Below are 16,877 nucleotides of genomic sequence, written 5' to 3'. Positions count from 1 at the left end.
GTTCGGGCGAGGGCTGGGCGCCGACGCCCGCCGATGCGCCCATGGCAAGCACATGAAGCAGGGCGGGCGGCAACCAGCGCATCGTTGAATGTTCAGATGAGGGCGGGGACGTCTCTGCGATGAATCGCCCGATCGGAACCGACTGTGCCATACGGTCGAGATGCTCGTCCGATCTTCGACTGCTCTGCCACGGAACTGGATCTGCGATAGCGGCCCCATGCCGCGGCCAGCCAAAGTTGCCGCAAAAATAATCGGCGTTGGCCTCGGCGACGCGGTGTCGCCCAAGTACAGCCGATCACGTGGCAGATCGTCGCGTGGCCTCGCGAAGCATGCCGAGGTGGCGCGCATCCTCGGCGTCGCGAAGACTCTTCGCCGCACGCCTGGCCACGTACGCCACGTACAGCGCCTCGATGCTCGCGGCCCATTGCGCGACGACTTCTTGACGCGCCTCAGGGGGCATTCGCGCCTTGGACGACATGGCCTTTTCGCTCATGTCTGGCTTTCGCGCAGACGTTCTGGCGTGGCCCGGCGGAAAGTCGGGAACCGCGCCGCCCGCCTGGCGAAGAATTTTTTCCTTTTGGTCGATTGTCAGCATGTCAGTCTCCTGCAAGCGCCGTACCAGCTTTCCTCGCGAGATAAGTGACGACGATGTACATATGTCGCATGCCGTCGTCGACTTCCGAGACCAAGGTCGGATCGGCGTCTTATGCGCATATGGGATGGTGGTCGCGCCACACAGGGCCAGGATTTCACTCTTGCGTCGCCGTGCGTGCCGACGCGTGATCCGATCGTTATAGGCGCTGCCCGTGAAAGCACGCCACGAATCGAAGCGGTCGACAAGCTGCTTGCCCTCACAGTCCGGGACTGCTTTGCATGATGCCGCCGTCAGCGAAGATCGTGGTGGCCGTCAGGTAGCTCGCCCCATCGCTCGCGAGGAACGCGACGACGCTCGCGATCTCCTCCGGGCGGGCCATGCGACCCAACGGAATGGCCGAGTTGAGCTTCTTCAGCAGCACCGGATCGTTCATGGTGGACAGGTTGATCGGCGTGGCCACCGCGCCGGGGCCGACGCCGACGACGAGGATGTTGTGCGGCGCCAACTCGACGCCCGCCGTGCGCGTGAGCATGCGGATTCCGCCCTTCGACAGGCAATAGGCGGCGTTGCCCGGCATCGGCCAGTCCTCGTGCACGGAGCTGACGTTGATGATGCGCCCGCCACCGCCCTGCTTGATCATTTGCTGCGCGGCGAACTGGGTGCCGAAGAATGCGCTCTTGAGATTGATGGCGAGCACCTTGTCGTAATCCGCTTCGCTCGTATCGAGCACGGAGGTGCGAGTCTCGACCCCGGCGTTGTTGACCATGACATCGACGCGGCGGAACCTCTTGACGGCAGTGGCGATCAGCCTTTGCAGGTCGGCGACCTTGCTCACATCGGCCTGTACCCCGATCGCCTGGTCTCCCAATGCGAGGACTTGCCGCTCCGTCGCTTCGGTCGCTTCGGGATGAACGACATAGTCGATCACGAGGTTGGCCCCTTGCCTGGCGAGTTCCAGCACGATGGCGAGACCGATGCCGCTGTTGCCGCCAGTGACGATGGCGACCTTGCCTTTCAGGTTCATGGTTCATCTCCTTGAAGGGTATTGATTGACGTCCGGCTCGGTCGACGAGCCCCAGCGCGACGCCGGTGGTCCCGCCATGGAGCTCGACCAGACTCAAGCTCAACCGCGACTCGAAAGGGCCGACGCCTAAGGCGGTTACCCCGTTGCCGATCTGGAAAAGCGCGATCCGGAGATGTCTCGCCTATTCGTATGCTCGCCTTCCGGTGACACGGCGTTGCACTGTGCAGTATCAACGGGCGCCAGCCAGAGTCAACCGCTGAATCAACCCGAAGCCATTTCTGGAGACGGGCGAAGTCCTTTCATGTCTACGCGTCCTGCTTGCACTGCTTTTCGCGCGCGCTCGCTCGGGTCCGCATAGGCTGTGGCGAACTTGACAGGCGCCTTGTCGAGGATGTCGTTCTTGCCGGATGGGCGGCTTGGCGGTGTACGCCCGCTGGATCTGCGCTGTGTTGCTGGCTGCCGGGTGCGTGACCAAGCAGACCTACAACGCCGAAGTGAGAGACCGCCGACACCTACCAGGCGCTCAATGCCAAACTCTCGAGCGAGTTGAGCGCAGACCAGGCGCAGAACCAGCTCAAGGTGACGCTGGTCAACGAAGTGCTGTTCCCCGAGGGCGCTTGGACGCTCAATACCAAGGGAAAGGCAACGCTGGCCAAGATCGCGCCAACGCTGTCGAACCTGCCAGGCCAGCAGGTCAACGTGCAGGGCTTCACCGATAACGTGTTGATCGGTGAAGCCCTGAAGGCGCGGTTTCCGTCCAACCTGGCGCTCTTGTCGGCACGCGCGGATGACGTGGTTCGCTACCAGACCTCGAAGGGCGTTACCGCGGCCACCCATCTCGGCGCAGGGCTTCGGCGAGGCGCGGCCGGCTGCGAGCAACGACACGCCGCAGGCCAACAACCGTCGCGTCGAAATCGTGATCTCGGCGGCCAGTCGGCCGTCGGGTCCACTTCGCAAGACTGCCAGCTGGCGTTCTGGGCGACCTTGAGCGTCTGCGCGACAGCGGTGCTGTTGCCGCTGGGTGACGCTCCGCTTCCATTGTGCGGAAGCGGAACTTCGGCGGCTGAATTTCAACAGCCGCTGAAGGCCGCGAGCACCGATTCGCGACTTCGGTCGCTGACCTTCAGCGTCGTCACGCTGTTGGCCAACGGCGCAGCAGTTCTTGTATCGTGCGGATGTCGCTGCGGAGCTACAGCAGATGCGTGGCAAAACCATGGCGCAGCGTATCGTCGATCGTGAAATCTTTCAGCATCCTCGCCCAATCAAGTAGTAGATATGGATCACCAGATCCTCTCCAGACATTCACCAGAAGGGTTAGGCATGGATCGAAGCAGATATGAAGTCGGTTCTCCAGTTGTGGGCCAGTTTGCGCTCCCAATGCGCGCCACGTTTGGCCTGGGAGATCGCGTACGCAAGAAGTCTGGCGCCGCTTGGCAGGGCCGAGTTGTCGGTTGGTACTGCACAAAACTGACCCCGGAAGGCTATGCCGTCGAGTCCGAATCTCACCCAGGCTCAGTGCAGATCTATCCAGTGGCTGCGCTTGAACGCGTGGCCTGACCCCTCCATCGAAAGGACGTCGCCCGGCAAGCCGGGCGCCGCCGCTCATCTCGAACGTTGAAAGATTGCTTCAGGTTACGGACTGGCGCCCGCCAGGGGCTCGAACTTCCACTTCGATGGGCGAACAGAGCGGACGTTCGATCCTTCGAGGGCCGGGTCGCCGGAGGGCAAGCGGGCGGGCTATGACTGCAAGCCTTGGGACCGGCCGTCCGCACGGTGGGAGGCTCGGCATCTTGCATGTTTGGAACGGACCCGACAACGCACGTTCGGCCAGCGACCCATGAGGACGGCAACCGCTGCATTGCGGCCCTCCAGGCCGATGCTGCAATGACCTATTGCCTCGAAGCATCCAGCGCGGCGCCCACGATGAGCGAGAAATCACCACATGTGGCGATCAGTGTTGTCGGGCCGAGGCCGGCCTGCGCAAAGAGCGCATCGAATTCGACATGCGTGCGCTCCCGGCCTGTGAGCGCAACGAGCATGTTCAAGTCCGACCGAACGGTGACCGGGTCGGCGGCGGACCCGTCAGGCCCGCGCGACATGGTCCGCTCGACGGCGATGACCGTTCCGCCTAGCCGCATGGCGTCACGGCAGTTCGCCAAGATGCGGACGGCCCGCTCGTCGTCCCAGTTGTGCAGGACGCTCTTGAGCAGGTAGATGTCGCCCCCTTCGGGGACTGCGCGGAAGAAGTCACCGCTCTGGATGCGACAGCGATCCATCAGCCCGGATCGCTCGAATGCATCGTGCGCCCCGGCGACGCCGGCCGGCAGATCGAAGAGGATGCCGTGCGCCGACGGGTTGGCCTGCAGTACCGTCGCCAGCAGCTCGCCCTGACCGCCGCCCACATCGACCACGCATTCCGCCTTGCCGGTCGGGATCGCCGCCACGATGGGGGCCGCCGTGCGTCGCGTCATCTGCACCATGGCCCGATGAAACAGCTTGGCGGCGGCCGGGTCGGTATCGAGGTCGCCGAAGCCTTCCTCGCCAAGATGGCGCTGCTTGAAGCTGCGCCCCGTGCGGACGCTCTCGTGCAACTCGCCCCACCTTGCCCAGTGCGGTCCACCCACCAGCAAGGCCCAAGCACGCAGTGACTGCGGATCGTCGTCGCACAGGAGGCGGCCCATGGGCGCGAGGCCATACTGTTCCGCGTCCGTCTCGACGCACAAGCCGAGCGTGGCCAGCGCGCGCATCAGCCGGCGCAGCGACGGCGCGTGACACCCGGTTGCACCGGCCAGTTGATCCAGGCTGCATTTGCCTTGCGCCAAGTGGCCAGGAATGTCGAGTTCACAGGCCGCGCGGACGACCTGCGTTGTCCAGTTGGCGTTGATCAAGGCGAGCAGTTCCGCGCTGGGGTCCATCATTCCACCCTGATGCCGGCTTCCCGGATCACCTGGCCCCATCGCATGTTCTCGCTGCGGATGAACTCGCCGAAAGCCTCTGGCGTCAGGAGGCCGGGCTCCGCACCGCCGCTGGCGAACCAGGCGCGAGCCTCGTCGGTAGAACTGACGCGCGCGATCTCGGTGTGAATGCGATCGACAACCGGCCGAGGAGTGTGGGCCGGCGCCGCGATGCCAGTCCAGCCGGCGAACTCATAGCCCCCGACGCCGGCTTCGGCGATCGTCGGAACCTCCGGCAGCGAAGGCGATCGCGTTGCGCCGGTCACGCCCAGTGCACGCAGTGATCCGGTACGCACGTGCGGCAGCTGCGCCGTGAGCCCTTCGATGGCCCAGGTAACCTGCCCCGCAAGCAGCGCGGCCATCATGGCTCCGCCACCTTTGTAGGGAACGTGGACCGCGTGGATGCCCGCTGCCCGCTTGAACAACTCGCTGGCCAGATGCGGCGGCGTGCCGACGCCCGGCGAAGCAAAATTCAATGCACCCGGCTTCGTTTTGGCCAACGCCACGAGTTCGCCCACCGAGTTCACCGGCACGCCTGGCGCGACCGTCAACAGCAGGGAACCATGGCCCCACCGCGTGATCGGCGCGAAGTCGGCCAACGGGTCGTAGCCGGTGCGTGCGAAGAGATAAGGATTGAAGGCCGCCGTGCCTTGGTGGATCAGCAGCAGCGTGTAGCCATCGGGCGCACTATGCGCAACGGCTGCAGCACCGATGTTTCCACCGGCAGCGGCATTGTTTTCGACGATGACGGGGTGCCCGAAGGCGCTGCCCAGGCGCTCCGCCAGCCACCGTGCCCGGATGTCCGTCACGCTGCCGACGCCGCCGGCCACGATTTTCAGGGGCCGCGTGGGCCAGGGGGCAGGCTGGGCCCACGCAACCGGTGCGCCCGCTGCACCAAGTCCCGCGGCGGCCAAGGCGGCCAGAGAGAAGGAACGGCGTCTGGTGTTCATCGTGAGCTCCTTGTCGCAACGAACGGATGCGCACAATATGACCGGCAGCAAGCAGGAAGGGAATACTCCAACGCGCGCCGGCGGCCTCAACCAGCGGTTGAAGCGTCGAGCGCTCGGGCATTGTGAAGGGAGCCGGCATGGACAAACTGCGTTCGCTCAAGTACTTCGTCGCCGCGGCGGAGACCTCCAGCTTTTCCGCCGCCTCGCGCGGGCTGGGCGTGAGTGTGGCGGCGGTCGCGAAGATGATCGGCGCCTTGGAGCGCGAACTCGGCGTCACCTTGTTCGAACGGCATGCGCAGGGACTCGCACTCACCGCCTCCGGCGGCAACTACCTGGAGGCCTGCCTGCCCGCGCTCGAGCAACTGGCCCTGGCCGACGAGCAGGCAAGCGCCTCGACCTCGCGCGCCCGAGGCACCGTCGTGGTTGGCGTGCAGCCGGTCATTGCGCAGGAGTGCCTGACGCCTGCCTTGGCGCGATTTGCCGCCATGTACCCGGAGATCCAGCTGGACATCCGCTACTTCATGCGAGTCACGGATGAGCAGGTTCGCGGCGTGGACGTCTTCCTGGTGATGGGCTGGCCGCAAGCCGTCGGCGACCTGGTGCTGCGTCCGATCGGCGCCACCGGCTTCGTCGTGTGTGCCGCACCAGCCTATTGGGCGGCGAATGGCATGCCACGGCACCCGAATGAGCTCGAGCATCACAACTGCATGTGCATTCGCTCGAACCATGGATCGGTCATGGACTTGTGGAGGTTCCGGCGCGGGGATGAACAAGTGTCGATCACGGCGGGCGGCTGGCTTACGGTCGACAACGCCCATCGAGACATGGTGCGCGATCTGGCGATCGCCGGCGCGGGTGTGGTCCGGGTGCTCGACTGGCACAAGCGGCAAGGCCGCGAAATCGCGAGCGGCATGCTGGTTCCGGCCCTCACCGACTGGGAGATGGACGTGGAGGTACCGCCGGTCAACCTGCTGTATCCGCCAAGTTCGCGGCGCATCGCTCGCGTCAGGTTGTTCATGGATTTTGTCACCCAGCTTTTCCGCGACATCGAGCAGCAAAGGGAGTTTCGTTCGCCTGCTACGTCGATGCCGCGTTGGGCCATCGGGCGCCGCTCCCGCGCGTCGGCGGCGTTGCGAGCAGACGGGGGATGAAAGCTCTCATCCGGAGAATCAAAGTGTTCTGGCTGGAGAAGCGGCAAAGTTGCGAGGGTCACGGCGGGGCGGGCAACAAACAGTTTCCGCCGCCGACACGACGGCCAACACAACTTGGCGGGTCCGTTCCACCATGCCGTATGCCTCGAGAAACACCGGTGTCGGAGCCGCTTCACCTCGGGACCGGTCATCGATTCGTGGATCTTCTCGGCTCTGAACGCTGTGTAGCAGCAGTACGCCGGACCCCGATGAAGGGCACAGCAGGGACCTGAGCGGATTCTCAATATCAAAAGTTGCTGATGTTCAAGGAGTCGAGCACGCCAAAGTGCCTTGAATCTAACGGTGCTTGAAAGGATTGGTCGTATGCTTCCGACGGATGACGCTTCGACTGCGACTCCCGGCTCGGATTCGTTGGAGGTGCATCGGAATCGCTGGAATGGTCGCATGCGGCGGTACGGCGGGACAGATCGCACCGTCGAAAGACCCCGCCGACCCGGTGTCCGGCGAATCTGCGCGCGCGCAACCCAGGCCCGACGGTCAAGCCGGGGCCAGGACCGAGGCACCAGCGCTGCTAGAGCGCGGTCGCGCCTCCCTGCGCGCCGGCGATCGATACGCCGCCCTGGCTGCCATCGCGCAGGCCCGGCGCCTGCAACCCGACAACCCCGAGATTGCCCAGGCACTGGCCGATGTGCTGATCGAACTGGGCGCACCCAGCGCAGCGGCCTCCGCGCTGGGCCTGCGCACTGACCCCGGCGTGCGCAGTCGCGTGGCCGGTCAACGCCTGCGATGGGCCATCGACATTCCGCCGCGGTCGCCGGATCCGCGACGGCGCTTCGACGATGTGGACGCGGCACTGGCGCGGCTGGACGCGTTGCTGGCTGAGGCACGCGCCGCTGCCCCGCCGGATGCGGGGCTCATCGTCCGCCTGCAACGGGACCGTGCAGTGGCCCTGCGCCACCGCGAGTGCTGGCAGGAGGCAGTGGACCAGGTGAGCGTGCTGCGCGAAGCGGGGGACACGCTCCCCGCCTATGTCCTGCGAGCAGAAGCGGACGCATGGCTCGCTCTGCGCCGCCCAATGGAGGCTCGCCGCGCTTACGAGGAAGCCCTGCAGCGCCTTTCACCGGCCGGGCGTGCGGACGAAGACGGGCCGTGGCGCTCGATCATGATGGGACGCGCGTACGCCGAGGAGGAGAGTGAAGACTTCGATGCGGCCTTCGCCACGGTTGACGCCCTCCTGGCCGCCTCCGGCCCTCCTTTTCGCAGCGCCGGCGACGTCCAGACACCGCGCGCGAACGACGATTGGCTCGAGGCAAAGGCATTGGAGGCCGCCATGCGCAGCTACGCGGACATGCCGGCCGAGGCGTGGGCACGGATCGCACCGCTGGCGCAAGGCGCGCCGGCGCTGCCGTGGCTGCGCGCGCAAGCGGCCGATGTCGCGGCGCAGCAGGGCTGGCCCCGCTTGGCCGAGGATGACATCGACACCGCCGCGGCCCTCGCGCCGGAAGACTTCGGCATCCGCGTGCAGCAGGTGGATTCGGACACGCGCCGACACCGCCTGCTGCGGGCCGATGAGCGTCTGGGGCCGTTGCTGGAAGAGGGTGGGGACATCCCACGCGTTCAACAGGTCCGCCGCGAACTCGACGCCGCCATGGGCCCAAGCCTGAGCTTCGAGCTCGGAGGAAGGCACACCAACAGCCAGGCACTTCAAGGGCCAGGGAATGGCGGTGAGGCTAGTCTTCAGGTTGAATCCTCGACCTTCGCTGGAGCATGGCGGCTCATCGGCATGGCCGACAGCAGTTCCGATTCGTTGCAGGAAGGTCGTGCCGAGCGCCATCGCTTCGGCGGCGGCCTGCAGGCCCGCTGGCCCGATTGGAAGCTGAATGCCTTGGCATGGTCCCAGACGGGTTCGCTGAACACCTCCGGCGGTTCGCTCGCCGCTCAGTGGGAGCCCACCGACCACTGGACCTTTCTGGCAGACGCCGCCAGGCATTCGCCGGACGCCCCGTTGCGCGCCGACTTCCACGGCATCACCGCGGATGCGGTGCGCGGCGGCTTGCGCTACGCGTGGAACGAATCGGCGGAGGCGGGCCTGAAAGCGCAGTACATGGACTTCAGCGACGGCAACAGGCGGGAGCAGGTGACGATGGACGGCATCCTCAAGGTGCTTGAGCAGCCGCACCTGCGCGTCACACTCAAGCCACGTATCGAATGGCAGAGCAACAGTGTGTTGGTCACGCCGTACTTCAATCCGACGGAGTCATGGCTGCCCTCCATCGAGACTCAAGTCGAACACGTCATGTCGCGCTTCTATGAGCGCACACTGTTGCAGCGGCTGCGATTGACCGTGGGCATGTTCGATCAGCACTCCTTCGGCAAGCACGGGGTTGGCGGCGCCGCGTACGAACAGAGCTGGCGTCACGCTCCATGGACCGAGGTGACCTGGGGCATCGAATGGGCGAGCGCGGTGTACAACGGCCAACGCGAACGCACCCTGAGCGGCTACTTGAAGCTCGAACACAAGTTTGGACGATGAGCACGAACCATCCCTTGAGCATAGCGATCTGCGCCCTGGCATCGGTGCTGCTGGGGATGTGCATTGCCGTGCGGCCCGCGTCCGCACAACAGCCCTCCACAATGTCCGCATCGCCGCCCACCTTCGCAACCATTGGCTTCCATGATGTGGTCGATGCCAAGAGCGAGCTGGACGATGACGCGGTCACCGCCGACCGCCTGGTGGGCTTCTTCGACTGGCTGCGGGGCAATGGATGGACAGCCGTCTCATTGGATGACATCGCGCGTGCAGGCCGTGGCGAGCGGGCGCTGCCGGCCAAGGCCATATTGATCACGTTCGATGATGGCTACCGCAGCCTGTACACCCGGGTCTATCCCTTGGCCCTTGCCTACGGCTTCCCGATCGTCGCAGCGCTGGTCACCGACTGGATGGGGCCGTCTTCGGGCTCGATGGTGAGATACGGGAGCCGCATGGTGCCGCGAGAGCGCTTCATCTCCTGGGATCAGGCGCGCGAGATGCAGCGCTCAGGCCTGGTTGAATTCGCGCTGCATACCCAAGCACTGCATGGCGAAGTCGTTGGAAACCCGCAGGGAAACACCATGCCTGCGGCGGTGACCCGCAGCTACGCGGCCGGCGTCGGATACGAGAGTGAGGCCGACTTCGTCGCCACGGTGCGCATCGACCTCGCAAGCGGACGCGCCACGCTGCTGCGCGAGCTGCGCCGCGCGCCGCGTGCCCTCGTGTGGCCCTACGGTCGCTACAACGCCACTGGCACGCGGGTGGCTCGCGATCTGGGATTCGAATTTGCGCTCGTGCTGGACGAAGGCCCCTCCAGCCTGGGACAACCTTTCAGGATGGCTCGCTACTTGCCCACCTACAACCCTCCACTGCTTGACCTGGTGCGGAACCTGCAACCCGATCCGAATGAAAGAAGGGTGGATCGCTTGGTGTGTCTGGACCCTGAAGCGTTGTGGACCGGAGACGAAGCCACGAACAATGAACGCCTGGGCCATGCGATCGAGCGCGTGCGCGCGCTGGGCGTGACCGGCATCGTCGTCGATGCGGTTCGCCGAAACGCTCAGGGGCAAATTACCGCCGCCTGGTTTCCGACGCACGAATTGCCGCTGGCGGGAGACTGGCTCTCGCGCATTGCCTGGCAGATGCACACACGCGCCGGGGTGAAGGTCTATGCCCGCTTGCCGCACCGCGCAGCGCTCGAGGTCGTGGGCGATGAGGCTCGGGTGCGGCGCCTCTATGACGACCTGGGCGCGCTGGTGCCGCTGGACGGTTGGGTGCTCGAGGACACACAAGTGCCGACGCTGCCCCACTTCGACGGTCCGCCACCGCTGTTCGTGCATCGTCCTGGCATTCCTTTGAGCTGGTCCGCTTGGGTGGTGCGCGAACGGCGCCAGTCGATGCTCCCTGCACTCGGGCAAGGTGACGGTTTCGATGCGCTGGGCTGGCGGGCTTTTGCCGCTCTGGACGCCGCGCGGCCCGGGTTGGAGTTGGTGTGGCTTGCGCCGACGCGTGCGACGACAGCTGCGCACCCGCTCGCCGACATCAGCTTGGCGCCTGCCGGCTTTGGCGATCCGATCGCCGACAGTCGCATCGCGCCGGTCGATCCCACGCTGACCCGCTGGTTCACCGGCGCAGAGCCACCCGACGCGCAAGTGCTCGCCCGCAAGGCCATGGACTTCGAGCGCCACGGTGGCGTCTCGCTGGGCTGGTGCCCTGACGACCCCGTTGCAGACCTTCCAGGGGCGGCTGTTGTCGCGCCTGCGGTGTCTGCTTCCGTCTTTCCTGTGCGACATTGAGACGCAGGCTTGCACCGAGAGTGAACCCAATGACCTTCCACGACCTCGTCGCCGCCTTCTGCTTCGGCTACCCCTTCGTGATGGCGATCTATTGGATGTGTGGTGGCGTCCTCTACTTCTTGCTGCGCGGCCGCCATGAGCCCCGCCCGGAGAATCCCCCGCCTCTCTGGGACTACCCGGGCGTATCGGTGCTGGTGCCCTGTCACAACGAGGAGCAACAGTTGGCCGAAACCTTCGGTGCGCTGACGCTCATCAAATACCCGAACTTCGAGATCATCGCGATCAACGACGGCTCCAGGGATCGAACCGGCGCCTGGCTCGAAGCACTGGCCCTGCAGATGCCGACGCTGCGCGTGGTGCATCTGGACAGCAACCAGGGCAAATCCACTGCGCTGAACGCCGGCGCATTGGCCGCCCGCCACGAGTTGCTCGTGTGCATCGACGGCGATGCGCTGCTCGAACCTCACGCATTGACTTGGCTTGTACGCCGATTCCAGACGGACCCCCGCATCGGTGCCCTCACGGGCAATCCGCGCGTGCGCAACCATGCGACGTTGCTGGGGCGCCTGCAGGTTGGCGAGTTTTCGTCCATCGTCGGACTCATCAAGCGAGCGCAAACTGTCTACGGAGCGCTCTTCACCGTCTCCGGGGTCATCTGTGCTTTCCGCAAGCGCGCGTTGCAGGATGCCGGCTGGTGGTCGCGCGATGCCCTGACCGACGATGTCGATGTGAGTTGGCGCGTCCAGTTGGCGGGCTGGCGCGTGGTCTTCGAGCCCAAGGCCCTCTGCTGGATCCTGATGCCGGAGACCCTGCGGGGCCTGTGGCGCCAGCGCTTGCGATGGAGCGAGGGAGGGATGACGGTCATGATCAAGGTCTTGCCGTCACTGCTTCGCCGGCCAGGCCTGCTGCCGATATGGATCAATTTCATGGCGGCGATCGCCTGGGCCTATGCGGTCGGGATCGGATTTCTGGTCTGGGCTGTCATCCCCTTGCTCGAGCATTGGGGGTGGAGCTTTCCCGAAATCTGGCCCTCCTTCGGCCCCTATCCGCGCGACTGGGGCCAGGTACTCGCGATGACCTTCCTTGCGCAGGCCCTGACCAGTGCGGCGATCGACGAGCGCTTCGAGCGCGGGATCCGCCGATCATTGTTCTGGATTGTCTGGTATCCCCTGGTTTTCTGGGTCGTTCAGGCCCTGACGTCGATCGTCGGCGCGCCACGCGCCATATGGCATCTGGGTCGGATGCGGGGCACCTGGGTGAGTCCGGACCGGGGCTTGCGCTGACCTTCAGGAGCATGCAATGCATCGAGAGACGTCTGCGGACACCACTCAGCGAGACGGCGAGCCCCCGTTCAGGCCGGCGCCGCCGCGACAGTGGCCGCCACGCATTCCGCCGACGTTCGCGCCAATGTGGATGCGCATTCGAGACCGGATGTTGACCATCGCCGTCTGGATGGCCTACCTGTGGATTCTTCGCGAGCGCATCGTGATCCTCGTTGGCCGGTTCAGTCCTGAACTTGAGGCATACCTGAGGAAGAGGATCGATGTCGAGTTCACGGTGAACCTGTGGCCCTATGTCTGGGCTGCCACGGGGCTCGTGGTCTGGCTCGTCCTGTTCGGCGTGCTTCGCCGGCACGTCCTTTTGGGGCAGGCGACCCCAGAGCACGAAGTGCCAGCGTTGCCTCCTGAGCCGCATTTCGCGGCCGCGGGCGTGCCCGTGTCGCAATTGCCGGTGTGGCGCACTGCGCGCTGCTTGCATGTGGTGTACGACACGCAAGGCCGCATCTCAGGTGCAGCACCATCGCCGCAACGGCAAGCATTCAGCGCCTGACCGTCCGCGATTGGGCGGGGTCAGTGTCGCTCGGTGGATCCACGTCATCGGCTTGTGCCGCACGGGTCGGCCGCTTCGGGTCGTGCGGCTGCTCTCCGACAGCGGTGAACGACTATCTGGTATTGGCCCGGCAGTTCGTGATCAAGGGTCAAGGTTCAGCGGCCTACGCTGCTTCAGACTGGTTGCGGCCGTTGGCATTTTCAAGCTCAACTACGGCAGCGGTCGCAGGCTGATTTCGGCATCTTTGCCGATAGACGACTGCTGTACCTCGGAACCTAACCTCCGATGGAAAATGACCTGCAGGGGTCAATGCGATCGCGTTGAACGGTGGCTGCGGCATTTCGCGAACTGGCGTTCAGGCCCTGTCACGGCGCTTCAGCATCAAGAGAATCTGACGTTCGTCAAACCTCCTGCACGGCCGCGAACGGCCAGCATGATCGGCGTGCAGATTGAACGAGCAAACGTGTCGAGCGCCTTAGCGGTTCTCATGTTGATCACCATTTCGAGCCGGATGGCCCGATAGCGATACGTGCAGCGGCCGCCCACGCGAGCACGCCCGTTCCAAGCGCGACGAGTAGTCGGCGACGCCTTTTCGGATCCTCACGCTTTCAATGACCCGCCAGCTAGCCAAGCCTTGCCACGCGCATACAGGTGATCAACCTCGGGGCCTGTGAGTTGCGGCATATCCAGCTTGACCGTGTAGCCGATCTGCGTCTGGATGTAGGCCAAGTGCTGGTACCCCTCTGGAAATCTTGCCAGCGCTCCCTGATCGAGTTCGAGGCGCGCGGCGGGGTCGATGGGATCGACCCGATCCTTCTCGTAGATTGGCTGGCGCAGCACCACGCCCCATCGCCCGCCACGTTTCTCGACGAAGTCGTAGAAGCGCCCGGTGCAGACCACATCACAAGGCACATCCTGAACTTTGCCACGTTGCGAGATGGTCATCTTGGTCTGCACGATGGCGCGATCGCCCGCAAGGTCAATCGAGGTGCCACCCAGAAAATGAAGAATGCTGACTCCCTTGGCCCAGCCCTCCTGCGTCACCCGAATGAATTCCTTGGCAGGCCCCTGAAACCACGTGGCCATCATCACGCCATCATCGTGCCAGACCGTGGCGAATCGCTCCCAGTCCCCGGCGTCTCGCCAAACTGCCCAGGTCTCGATCAGATCGCGGATGGCAAGACGATCGAGAGTTTGAGGATCCATGGCGTTCTCCGGAGTGAGGAGATCGAATTGTGCACCGCGGCAAAACTGATGTCGGCGCTGGCTTGGCGTTCTGATTGGAGCAGGGGCCGCGAACGCGTATTCCAGACTGAACTCGGATTTTCGGCGTGACCGCTCGAAAGGGAGTTCAAGGCCCCTCTGCTGTCGTTCGACCTCGGCGCGTGAGCGACCGGTGCACAGCGAGGCCGTGTGGAAACACACTTCGGTGGATTGCCGGCGGACGCTGGGGTGACGGATAGCGCCTCTGGCACCCGTCTGGACCTGGATGGCTGGGTGCGGCCTAGGAAGCTGAACCGTGGGGACTGGAAGCGTGTATGAAGGGGCTCAGGCCCCCGCAAGCCGCATTGCCTTCATAGATCTGGCCATTCCCAGGAGGCTGATGACTCGCTTCATGTTGCAGGCCCGCACGTTCAAGCTCATCTCGGTGGCGACGTTCCCGCTGCCGCGGGTCAGGAGTGCGCCGAGCCCATCCAGTGCTTGAGTGTTCCGAACACGTGCTCCACGGTGCTCTTGCGTAGCTTCATCATTTCCGGCTTGTGGGCCAGGCGCCGTCCTGCCGCTTCGATGATCTCTTCGTGCTCCCAGCGCCTGATCCTTCGGTAGCTGCTGGTCGTGCACTGTCGCTTGATCGGGCAGGAGGGGCACGCGCTTGTCCAGTAGATGCGGATCAGGAGACCATCTTCTTCTCGCGCGAAGCGGTGGATCGCGCGCTGTCCCGCAGGACATTGGTACTCGTCGTCGCGGGCGATGTAGATGAAGTCATCCTTGCTGAATCGCCTTTGGGCTGCCGCATTGGAGGTCATCACCTTGGGCACGTACGCCTTGATCCCGGCGTCGGCGCATGCCTTGAGTTCGGGACCTCCGTAGTAGCCGCGGTCGGCCACCACACTGAGCCGTTTGCTACCCAAGGTGGCGCTCGCCGATGAGGCTTACGCATACAACAATCGAATCAATCGGATTTCCGCAGTTCAGGAGCACTACATGATCCGGCGGGCGCTCGATCGCGGCGTCCCACCCGAACGCTTGGCAAAGGCTCTGTGCGTCCATGAAAAACATATCCGTGCGAAGAGCACTCTGCTCGACGGCATCTGCTCTGAGGCCATCGAGATCCTCAGCGACGGCAGTTTTCGGTGGAGGTGTCGGCGACGCTCAAAAGGATGCGGCCTATGCGCCAGCTCGAATGCGTAGAGCTGATGTCCTCTGCGAACAACTTCACCTTGAACTACGCACGCGCTCTTCTGCTGGCGTCACCTGAGCAGATGCTTGTGGACGAGAAGAGGAAGCCCAAGGCGATGTCGCATGAACAACTCTCGAAGATGGGAAGGGAGATGTCGAGTATTCAAGACCAGTACAAGATGGCAGAAGAGACCTATGGCGAGGACGTCTTGAATCTGGGTGCTAGCGAAGGGCTACATCAGCAAGCTGGTCGCCAACGAGGCGATCGTTCGCTACCAGCACACCAATCACGCGGAGATCCTTGAGCAGTTTTCTCGGATCATCGATACCTGAGTTCAGTCACTGTCAGTTCGGGGCGGCACTGGCTGGGCACATGGCTGCGAGGACGACCCACTGCCCGGTGAAGGCGATCAGCTCTGTGAGCTTCCCGGCCGCAAGAACCGAAGGTTCGAAGGTCCTGGGAGCGCCGGACTGCGGTCGTCCAGGCTCGCCTCCTCGGAAGTCCGCTACCGCTGCCAGGCTGCTCAGTGGCGCGCTGCCGGGATCTACGATGGAAGTGATTGAAGGCTCCAGCATGCAGCCGTGCATGGCCGCGGCCATGACGGAGGGACACGGCTCACAAGATGACGTGATGTACGAGCCGCCTCGGTGACTCGCTCGCTACTCGTTGTTCCACCGCGCTTTCAACGCTTCCCGCATCGAGAAAGGGCCGCCCCAAGCAGTCGGGTCGCGCCCGAGGCGGGCGTACGTTCGGGTTCTAATGCGAGCCATGAGTACAACCTACCGCATGCCCGGGGCAGTTTTGACCGAGCGCGAGCACTCGGTTCCCTTGGTTCACGGCGACCCGCTGCGTGGCACGATCAGCGTGTTCACGCGCGAGCTTGCTGCCCCAGACGGTCTTGATCGCCCCTACCTCGTGTTCTTGCAGGGCGGCCCAGGCTTCGAGGCCGCCCGCCCGACGAGCCCGCCCTCAGGGTGGATGGCGCGTGCCCTTGCGGATTTCCGGGTCCTGTTGCTTGACCAGCGGGGCACAGGGCGCTCCACGCCCGTAGGGCCAGTCATCCCAGGGGCAGCACCTGCCGACCAAGCCGAGTACCTCACGCATTTCCGCGCCGACTCGATCGTGCTCGACCTCGAACTGATCCGCGCTGAACTCGGCGTCGAGCGCTGGAGTCTGCTCGGTCAGAGCTTCGGGGGATTCACCTCGCTCACCTATCTGTCGCTGGCGCCCGAGGGCCTGCGGGAGGTATTGATTACCGGCGGCCTCGCGCCGATCACGAATCGGCCGGTCGACGAGGTCTACGCGGCGACATGGGCGCGCGTGCGGGAAGCGAATCAGCGCTATCACGCGCGATACCCAGGAGACGTCGATCGTTTGCGGACGATCCTGCGCCGGCTCGACGAGGAAGATGTCCGCTTGCCCAACGGCGACCGGCTCACATCGCGTCGGTTTCGGCAGATCGGAATGTGGCTCGGCGACAGCGCCGGGTTCGAACGGCTGCACCACCTGTGCGGATTCAACCGGTCGATGCAACGGTTTGGCTGAACATTTCAGCGGGTGTATGGAAGTCTAGAGTCTTCCTTGGACGCTCGTTCAATTGCCTCGCAACAGCATTCAGCTTGGCTTGCGAGTATCTCGAGAGATCG

The 16,877-nt window shown here is 64.5% G+C and carries 15 protein-coding genes and 2 pseudogenes; 10 read left to right on the top strand and 7 right to left on the bottom strand.

Features of this window, described 5'->3' with window-relative positions:
* Window positions 1-295: 295 nt before the first annotated feature.
* Together QTH97_RS35905 and QTH97_RS35900 are read right to left on the bottom strand one after the other, a co-directional pair.
* Window positions 296-595 carry a hypothetical protein gene (locus QTH97_RS35905; RefSeq protein WP_286573483.1) on the bottom strand — a complete coding sequence of 100 codons (300 nt, stop codon included), beginning with the start codon at window positions 593-595 and terminating at the stop codon, window positions 296-298.
* 256 nt (window positions 596-851) lie between these two features.
* Window positions 852-1,619: an SDR family NAD(P)-dependent oxidoreductase gene (locus QTH97_RS35900; protein WP_286573481.1), complete on the bottom strand. Its 768-nt coding sequence runs from the start codon at window positions 1,617-1,619 to the stop codon at window positions 852-854.
* A 579-nt stretch (window positions 1,620-2,198) separates the two neighbouring features.
* Here QTH97_RS35900 and QTH97_RS35895 point away from each other — a divergent pair.
* Both QTH97_RS35895 and dfrB read left to right on the top strand, forming a co-directional pair.
* Window positions 2,199-2,858, top strand: coding sequence for an OmpA/MotB family protein (locus tag QTH97_RS35895; protein ID WP_286573480.1), 660 nt, complete (start codon window positions 2,199-2,201; stop codon window positions 2,856-2,858).
* Window positions 2,859-2,939: 81 nt separating this feature from the next.
* Entirely contained in the window at window positions 2,940-3,176 is a 237-nt protein-coding gene (dfrB, locus tag QTH97_RS35890) for a trimethoprim-resistant dihydrofolate reductase DfrB (RefSeq protein ID WP_286573484.1), read from the top strand.
* Between the two features lie 332 nt (window positions 3,177-3,508).
* Here dfrB and QTH97_RS35885 read toward each other — a convergent pair whose 3' ends face one another.
* Together QTH97_RS35885 and QTH97_RS35880 are read right to left on the bottom strand one after the other, a co-directional pair.
* A complete protein-coding gene (locus tag QTH97_RS35885) occupies window positions 3,509-4,537 on the bottom strand; it encodes a methyltransferase (protein ID WP_286573479.1) in 1,029 nt (342 codons plus the stop codon).
* A complete protein-coding gene (locus QTH97_RS35880; protein ID WP_286573478.1) occupies window positions 4,534-5,523 on the bottom strand; it encodes a Bug family tripartite tricarboxylate transporter substrate binding protein in 990 nt (329 codons plus the stop codon). Before QTH97_RS35880 ends, QTH97_RS35885 begins: the two co-directional genes overlap by 4 nt.
* 137 nt (window positions 5,524-5,660) lie before the next feature.
* Between QTH97_RS35880 and QTH97_RS35875 the strand changes: the two genes are divergently transcribed.
* The 5 genes from QTH97_RS35875 (at window position 5,661) to QTH97_RS35855 (ending at window position 12,830) form a co-directional block, all read left to right on the top strand.
* Window positions 5,661-6,674 carry a LysR family transcriptional regulator gene (locus tag QTH97_RS35875; RefSeq protein ID WP_286573476.1) on the top strand — a complete coding sequence of 338 codons (1,014 nt, stop codon included), beginning with the start codon at window positions 5,661-5,663 and terminating at the stop codon, window positions 6,672-6,674.
* 436 nt (window positions 6,675-7,110) lie between these two features.
* A complete protein-coding gene (gene pgaA / locus QTH97_RS35870; RefSeq protein WP_286573474.1) occupies window positions 7,111-9,207 on the top strand; it encodes a poly-beta-1,6 N-acetyl-D-glucosamine export porin PgaA in 2,097 nt (698 codons plus the stop codon).
* A gap of 14 nt (window positions 9,208-9,221) precedes the next feature.
* Window positions 9,222-11,000 carry a poly-beta-1,6-N-acetyl-D-glucosamine N-deacetylase PgaB gene (pgaB, locus tag QTH97_RS35865; protein WP_286573473.1) on the top strand — a complete coding sequence of 593 codons (1,779 nt, stop codon included), beginning with the start codon at window positions 9,222-9,224 and terminating at the stop codon, window positions 10,998-11,000.
* Window positions 11,001-11,029: 29 nt separating this feature from the next.
* Window positions 11,030-12,283, top strand: a complete 1,254-nt coding sequence (pgaC, locus tag QTH97_RS35860; protein WP_286573471.1) for a poly-beta-1,6-N-acetyl-D-glucosamine synthase — start codon at window positions 11,030-11,032, stop codon at window positions 12,281-12,283.
* 148 nt (window positions 12,284-12,431) lie between these two features.
* On the top strand, window positions 12,432-12,830 hold the full coding sequence (locus QTH97_RS35855) for a hypothetical protein (protein WP_444813519.1): 399 nt from the start codon (window positions 12,432-12,434) through the stop codon (window positions 12,828-12,830).
* 600 nt (window positions 12,831-13,430) lie between these two features.
* On the opposite strand, the gene QTH97_RS35850 is transcribed toward QTH97_RS35855, so the two are convergent.
* Window positions 13,431-14,036 carry a nuclear transport factor 2 family protein gene (locus QTH97_RS35850; protein WP_286573469.1) on the bottom strand — a complete coding sequence of 202 codons (606 nt, stop codon included), beginning with the start codon at window positions 14,034-14,036 and terminating at the stop codon, window positions 13,431-13,433.
* A gap of 342 nt (window positions 14,037-14,378) precedes the next feature.
* A pseudogene (locus QTH97_RS35845) lies at window positions 14,379-14,959 on the bottom strand (transposase); the annotation flags it as partial.
* Between the two features lie 4 nt (window positions 14,960-14,963).
* Here QTH97_RS35845 and QTH97_RS35840 point away from each other — a divergent pair.
* The 3 genes from QTH97_RS35840 (at window position 14,964) to QTH97_RS35830 (ending at window position 16,776) form a co-directional block, all read left to right on the top strand.
* The gene (locus QTH97_RS35840) at window positions 14,964-15,242 is read left to right on the top strand and encodes a plasmid partitioning protein RepB C-terminal domain-containing protein (protein WP_286573468.1); all 279 of its coding nucleotides are present in this window, start codon (window positions 14,964-14,966) and stop codon (window positions 15,240-15,242) included.
* The gene (locus tag QTH97_RS35835; protein WP_286573466.1) at window positions 15,221-15,535 is read left to right on the top strand and encodes a plasmid partitioning protein RepB C-terminal domain-containing protein; all 315 of its coding nucleotides are present in this window, start codon (window positions 15,221-15,223) and stop codon (window positions 15,533-15,535) included. Before QTH97_RS35840 ends, QTH97_RS35835 begins: the two co-directional genes overlap by 22 nt.
* 464 nt (window positions 15,536-15,999) lie before the next feature.
* Window positions 16,000-16,776 carry an alpha/beta fold hydrolase gene (locus tag QTH97_RS35830; protein WP_286573463.1) on the top strand — a complete coding sequence of 259 codons (777 nt, stop codon included), beginning with the start codon at window positions 16,000-16,002 and terminating at the stop codon, window positions 16,774-16,776.
* Here the strand turns inward: QTH97_RS35830 and QTH97_RS35825 are convergent.
* A pseudogene (locus QTH97_RS35825) lies at window positions 16,748-16,877 on the bottom strand (IS30 family transposase); the annotation flags it as partial. The gene QTH97_RS35830 and the pseudogene QTH97_RS35825 overlap by 29 nt on opposite strands.

This window comes from Variovorax gracilis (genome assembly GCF_030317115.1).
In the GTDB taxonomy this organism is placed as follows: Bacteria; Pseudomonadota; Gammaproteobacteria; order Burkholderiales; family Burkholderiaceae_C; genus Variovorax; species Variovorax gracilis.
Note: the sequence above shows the minus strand (reverse complement) of the source record. Positions and strands in the feature narration are given on the sequence as shown.